Source organism: Mycobacterium sp. ZZG (assembly GCF_054786995.1).
This window is the reverse complement of record NZ_JBTBFV010000014.1, coordinates 98,974-105,279: the sequence shown is the minus strand read 5'-3', so window position 1 is coordinate 105,279 and position 6,306 is coordinate 98,974. Positions and strand designations below refer to the sequence as shown.

The 6,306-nt window shown below is 72.2% G+C and carries 6 protein-coding genes; 3 read left to right on the top strand and 3 right to left on the bottom strand.

Translation table 11 applies throughout. The annotated features are described in order from the left end of the window. Window positions 1–304: 304 nt before the first annotated feature. Window positions 305–1,111 (top strand): SDR family NAD(P)-dependent oxidoreductase, encoded by an 807-nt coding sequence (locus ACXMYJ_RS11100; RefSeq protein WP_460356087.1) that lies wholly within the window; start codon window positions 305–307, stop codon window positions 1,109–1,111. Between the two features lie 3 nt (window positions 1,112–1,114). On the opposite strand, the gene ACXMYJ_RS11095 is transcribed toward ACXMYJ_RS11100, so the two are convergent. Genes ACXMYJ_RS11095 through ACXMYJ_RS11085 form a run of 3 tightly spaced genes read right to left on the bottom strand, consistent with a single transcriptional unit; the run spans window position 1,115 to window position 3,884 of the window. Then, window positions 1,115–2,107 (bottom strand): acyl-CoA dehydrogenase family protein, encoded by a 993-nt coding sequence (locus tag ACXMYJ_RS11095; protein ID WP_460356084.1) that lies wholly within the window; start codon window positions 2,105–2,107, stop codon window positions 1,115–1,117. Continuing rightward, window positions 2,104–3,249, bottom strand: a complete 1,146-nt coding sequence (locus ACXMYJ_RS11090; RefSeq protein ID WP_460356081.1) for an acyl-CoA dehydrogenase family protein — start codon at window positions 3,247–3,249, stop codon at window positions 2,104–2,106. Before ACXMYJ_RS11090 ends, ACXMYJ_RS11095 begins: the two co-directional genes overlap by 4 nt. Next, window positions 3,249–3,884 (bottom strand): hypothetical protein, encoded by a 636-nt coding sequence (locus ACXMYJ_RS11085; protein ID WP_460356078.1) that lies wholly within the window; start codon window positions 3,882–3,884, stop codon window positions 3,249–3,251. The genes ACXMYJ_RS11090 and ACXMYJ_RS11085 overlap by 1 nt, the downstream gene beginning before the upstream one ends. A 113-nt stretch (window positions 3,885–3,997) precedes the next feature. On the opposite strand from ACXMYJ_RS11085, the gene ACXMYJ_RS11080 reads away from it, so the two are divergent. Further along, window positions 3,998–4,843 carry a ComEA family DNA-binding protein gene (locus ACXMYJ_RS11080; protein WP_260754176.1) on the top strand — a complete coding sequence of 282 codons (846 nt, stop codon included), beginning with the start codon at window positions 3,998–4,000 and terminating at the stop codon, window positions 4,841–4,843. 4 nt (window positions 4,844–4,847) lie between these two features. Next, entirely contained in the window at window positions 4,848–6,305 is a 1,458-nt protein-coding gene (locus ACXMYJ_RS11075) for a ComEC/Rec2 family competence protein (RefSeq protein WP_460356074.1), read from the top strand. Window position 6,306 lies beyond the last annotated feature (1 nt).

The following is a 6,306-nucleotide window of genomic DNA, read 5'->3' as shown; positions in this document are numbered from 1 at the left end:
CTGCACGTCGCGGCCCGTGTCACCCGCGGCGCACGCCAACTGCGACTACGTATCGATGTCACCTGGCGGTGGGCATCGCAGATCGCGGCCGCCTGGCAACGCATCCGCACCGCCTTCGGATAGAACCCCGGCCCATCTGACCGATCGACTATGAAAGACCAACTGGCCCTGGAAAGCCCGCCCGCCCGGCGACACGGGACCGATCAACCACGCCACCACACGAAACCCACTACCCAGCAACATAACTCGACATCAAACCGAGCCCACACCAATTACCACGAAAAATCCGGGCTAAGGTGGCGGAATGGGTGAGATGGCGCCGGTGGCCGTGGTGACGGGTGCCAGCCGCGGCGCAGGACTGGGGATCGCGACGGCCCTGGCGGGCCGGGGATGGCGGGTCTACGGCACCGGGCGCACGGTGGCCGACGATGCGCCGTGGGGCACCGGGGTGCGCGTCGATCATCGCGACGACGACGCCGTGGGGGCGCTGTTCGACCGGGTGGGCGCCGAGGCGGGCAGGCTGGACCTGCTGGTCAACAACGCCGCGGTGATCGCCGACGGGCTGGTCAGTCCGAAGCCGTTCTGGCAGAAACCCCGCGACCTGGCCGACGTGCTCGACGTGGGACTGCGGTCGGCGTACGTCGCGTCGTGGCACGCCGCGCCGCTGCTGATCGCCCAGCGGCACGGGTTGATCGCCTTCACGTCCTCGCCCGGCTCGGTCTGCTACATGCACGGCCCGGCCTACGGCGCACAAAAGGCGGGGGTGGACAAGATGGCCGCGGACATGGCGGTCGACTTCCGCGGTACCGGCGTCGCGACCGTCTCGGTGTGGATGGGGATCCTGCTCACCGAGAAGCTGCGCTCGGCGTTCGACGGCAACCCCGACGCGCTGGCGGCGTTCGCCGAGCAGGCCGAGACGCCGGAGTTCACCGGTCATGTGATCGACGCGCTGTACCGCGATCCGGATCTGGACGGCCTCAGCGGGCACACCCTGATCGCCGCCGAAGCCGCTGCGCGCTACGGCATCATCGACGAGGGCGGCCGCACCCCACCGTCGCATCGCGAGATGCTCGGAGCACCAAGGGAACCCAGCTCGGTGATCGTGCGCTGAGCGCTACGGGGCGATCAGGTTCCACAACGTGTGCGGTCCGGTCTGGGTCGCCATGTCGGTGAGCAGCCCGTCCCAGTGGCGGACCGATCCGAACTCCGAACGCCATGCCAGCGCGGCGCGGGTGAATTCGTGCAGACGGTGCTCACGGGTGGTGCCGATCGCACCGAGCACCTGGTGGGCGTTCCGCACGACCACCGACGTGGCGTGCCCGGTGCATGACCGCGCCGCGGCGACCAGGAACTCCACCCGGGGAGAGGACCAGTCGCTGTCGACGGCGACGGCGAGGGCCGCCTCGGTGGCCGACCGGGCCAGCGCGGCCTCGGCGGCGATGTCAGAGATCAGGTGTTGAACTGCCTGGAACTTCGCCAGCGGCCGGCCGAACTGGACACGCGCCGAGGCGTGCTCGATCGACAGTTCCAGCGCACCGTCGAGCGCCGCACAGACCTGGATGGCCCGGGTCAGCGCCGACCTCAATTGCAGCTGTGCGACCAGCCCGGCACCGACACGAACCCCCTGTAGCGACGAGATATCCACTGCCACATCGTCTCTGGGCTCACCGATCAGGTTGGCTCCCGGCGCGATGGTCACCGCTTCGACGGCCACATCGGCGGCCAGCCAGCCGGCGTCGTCCGGCCAGATGACGACCACACGGTCGGCCCGTGACGCCCAGGGCACCGTGCCGGCGGTTCCCGTCCCGTCCAGCACGGCCACCGTCCGCACCGCGGCGTCATATCGGATCCCGGCGGCGTCCAGCACCCAGCTCGCCAGCAGATCGTTCTCCGCCAGCGGTGCCCGCACGCCGTGCCGCACCGCCGCCGACAGCAGTTCGGCGGCCTCGTGCCACCCGGCGCCACTGCCGCCGGACTCCTCGGGGCCCGTGAGGCGTACCAGGCCCAGCGCGTCGAGCCGGCTCCACAGGTCCTCGTCGGTGCCGTGTTCGGCGAACACGGCGTCCATCATCTCGGCCAGTGCGGGGTCGACCCCGGGCATCGTCATCGGATCCCCAATCCGCGCGCGATGACTCCGCGCAACACCTCGTTCGTGCCGCCGCGCAGGGTGAAGCCGGGACGCTGATCGACCGCCAGGTTCGCCATCGCCGTGAACTGTTGCGGCGCAGCGTCATCCAGCGAGAGGTGGGCGTACTCGGCGATGTCGCCCTCGGTGGTGGTGCCCAGCACCTTGACCACGGCCGCCGCCACGTCCGCGGATTCGTGGCGTTGCAGCGCGCCGGCCACCGCGGACGACATCTGGTGCAGCCCGGCGACCCGGGCCACCAGCCGTCCCAACTCGTCGCTGCGGGAAACCCGTTGTGAGGCGACGGCTTCGGCGCAGGCGTCGAGCAGGACGAACGTCGACAGGAACCGTTCCGGCCCGCTGCGTTCGAAGCTCAGCTCGGAGGTGACCTGTGTCCAGCCTTCGCCGATGGTGCCGAACACCATGTCGTCGGGCACGAAGGCGCCGTCGAGGATCACCTCGTTGAAGTGATGGGAGCCGTTCATCGAGACGATCGGGCGGATCTCGACCCCGTCACCGCGCAGATCGACGATGAACTGGCTCAAACCGGCATGCCGGTGCTGCGGATCCACCGGGGCGGTGCGCGCCAGCGCGATGAACGCGTGCGCCAGGTGGGCCCCCGACGTCCAGACCTTGGTGCCGGACAGCCGCCAGCCGCCGTCGACCCGTTCGGCGCGGGTGCGCACGCTGGCCAGATCTGACCCGGAATCCGGCTCGCTCATCCCGATGCCGAAGAAGCACTGCCCGCGCGCGATCCGGGGCAGGAACTCCGTCTTCTGCGCCTCGGTTCCGTACTTGAGCAGCGACGGCACGATCTGCCGGTCGGCGATCCAGTGTGCGGCCACCGGCGCTCCGGCGGCAAGCAATTCCTCGGTGACGACAAACCGTTCCAGGAAGCTGCGGCCGTGCCCGCCGTAGTCGACCGGGACGGTCATGCCGAGCCAGCCGCGCGCGGCGAGCGCGGCGGTGAAGTTCTCGTCCCATGCGCACAACCACGCGTCCGCGGTCGGGGTGAACGCGCCGGCGGCGAGCTGTTCGGCGAGGAACGCGCGGACCTCGGCGCGCAGACTGTCGGCCGCGGCGGTGTCGGCGGTGCAGGCCGGCACCAGGCGGGGCGGGGCCATCAGTCCACCGGGGTCTCGTCGGCGGGTGCGTCGACGGGCGCAGCCGCAGACGCGGGCAGGACAAGCGCGACGCCGAGAGCGAGGAAGAAGGCGGCGGTCAGGGTTCCTCCCAGATAGTGGTTCATCGGGCCGCCGGGGGAGATGAAGCTGCCGGGCGGGCCGATGATGGTGATCGTCTCGATCATCTGTTCCACCGTGAACACCGCCGCGGCGGTTCCCAGCCAGCGGGGGAGACGGCCCTCGTTGGCGGTCAACAGGATCGGGACGGCCACCAGGATGTTGGCGATCGTGGCGACCGGCAGCCACATCGCCCCGATGTCGTCGAGGGCGCGCGCGGTGCCGGCGGTGACCTGACCGGGCCTCAGTTCGGGCCCGGCGGCGAACCACGCCGCCACGCACAGCTGGGCGGCCAGCAGTGCCGATCCGATGGTGAACAGATGAGCGGGCGGACCCGTCAGCCGGTCCCGGGCGAAGGCGAGTACCACGACCAGTGTGAGCGCCGAGGCCACCAGCAGCAGGGCCTCGATCCGGGCGACGCCGGCGTCGGGGCCGGGCAGGGCGGGGAGCAGCAGCACTGCCGTCGCGTAGAGCACCGCGAACGCCACACCTGCGATCAACGGGGCTCGGCGGTTCATATCGAAGAGCAATGCTAGCCACCGTTGTCCCCAAAGCGGAGTTCATCCCCAGGTTGGGCCCAACGCCCCCGCATCGGCGCAGTGCTGTCGCCACGGGCGCATACGGTCGCGCCATGTCCACCGAAACGCCCGCCGAGCGGCTGCGACGGCGGATCGGCGCCGCGCAGGACGCCGCCGCTCCCGACGCTGCTCCCGACGCCGAGGACGACGCCGAGGACGACGACGATCCGCCCGACACGCTGCTGTCACGGTGGTTGCCCGCAGCGGCGCAGGACGGGCCGTCGACGCTGCTGGCGAGGATCCGCGCCGATCCCGGCCGGGCCGGGGTCCTGGCGCTCTTCGTCGTCGGTGTGGCCGCGGTGCTGGTCACCGTCGTGACCCTGATCCGGGACAGTCCACCGGCGGTGGTGTCGGCCAAACTCCCGCCGGTGAAAATGGTGTCCTCGGCCGCCCCCACCGCGGGGCCGGCGTCACCCGGGCCCGCCGAACCTGTGGTGGTCAGCGTGGTGGGTCTGGTGCACACCCCGGGTCTGGTGACCCTGAAGCCGGGCGCCAGGATCGCCGACGCGGTGGATGCGGCCGGCGGGGCCCTCGACGGCGCCGACGTGCTCGGGCTGAACATGGCGCGCAGGGTCGCCGACGGCGAACAGATCGTGGTCGGGATCGCTGCGGCGCCCGGTCAGCCGGCCGAGATGGGCAGCTCGATCGTGTCCGAGCCCTCCTCGCCGGGGACGCCGTCCGCCCGCGAATCCGGTTCGGCAACAACGGGATTGGTCGACCTGAACACGGCCACCGCCGAGCAACTCGACACCCTGCCGGGCATTGGTCCGGTCACCGCGGCGGCGATCATCGCGTGGCGCGACGCCAACGGCCGGTTCGACAGCGTTGATCAACTCGGCGACGTCGACGGCATCGGCCCGGCGCGGCTGGACAAGCTGCGCACGCTGGTCCGGGTGTGACCCGGTGGACCTGCGCCTGGTGCCGGCCGCGCTGACCAGTTGGGCGGTCACGGCGGCGGGGATCCTGTGGCTCCAGGCGGGTGCGGCGGCTGCCGCGGTGGCCGCGGTCGGGGCCGCCTTCGCCGCCGGCTGGTGGGGGACCCGGCGGGCGGGCGGCGACCGGAAGCCGATCGCGGCCGGGGTGGCCGCGGTGGCGCTGGTCGGCGGCGGATTCGGGGTCGCGATCGCGGTCCGCGTCGACGCCGTGGCCGGCCATCCGATCACGCGCTACATGGGCTCGGACGTCACGGTGACCGTGACGCCGTCGGAGACACCGCGGGTGCTGGAGGGAGGCCGCACGCTGATCCGCGGCGCGCTGGTGCAGCTCGACGGCGGCCCGTCCTCGGGCGATGTGGTGGTGTTCGCGTCCGGCGCGGCCTATGCGAGCCTCACGGCCGGGCAGCCTGCGCGGTTCCGCGCGCGAGTCAGCGCTCCGAAGCGCCGCGACCTCACCGTGGCGGTGCTGGCGGCGCACGGTGCGCCGGTGGTGGGCGAGGCAGCGCCGATCCACCGGTCGGCTCACCGGCTGCGCGCCGGGTTCGCCGCCGCCGCGCGCCTGGCGTTGCCGCCCGACCAGGCCGCAATGCTGCCGGCGCTGGTGCTCGGCGACATGTCCGCGGTCCCGGCGCAGACCGCCGCGGAGTTCCGGGCCGCCGGGCTCACCCATCTGACCGCGGTGTCGGGTGCGAACGTGACGATCGTGTGCGGGGCGGTGCTGTTGTCGGCCGCGCTGATCGGACCGCGGGCCGCGGTCGCGCTCGCCGCGCTCGCACTCGTCGCGTTCGTCGTGGTCGTGCAACCCTCGCCCAGCGTGCTGCGGGCCGCCCTGATGGGCGCCATCACGTTGTTGGCGGTGCTGTCGCACCGGCGCAGACAGGCCGTGCCCGCGCTGGCGGCCACGGTGATCGCGTTGATGGTCGGCGCGCCCAGGCTCGCCGTGGACGCCGGGTTCGCGCTGTCGGTGTCGGCCACTGCCGCGTTGGTCGTCCTCGCGCCGGCATGGTCACAGCGCCTGGCCGGGCGGGGCTGGCCGAAGCCCCTCGCCGACGCGGTCAGCGTCGCCGTCGCCGCGCAACTGGTCACAGCGCCGCTGATCGCCGGCATCTCGGGTTCGGTGAGCCTGGTCGCAGTGGTTGCGAATCTGGTCGTGGCGCCGGTGATCCCGCCGATCACCGTGCTGGGGTCGGCCGCGGCGGCGCTGAGCCCGCTGTGGCCGCCGGGAGCGGAGTTGTTGATCCGCTTCACCGGTCCGGAGGTGTGGTGGTTGCTGGCGGTGGCGCGGTGTGCCGCGCGGTTGCCGGCCGCCGCGGTGGCCGTTCCGTCCGGCGCGGGCGGGGTGCTGTGTGTGGCGGTGGCGGCCGTCGTCGTTGCGGTGGTGTGGCATTGGGCGCTGTCGGCGCGACGTGACACCATCGTGCGGTGAG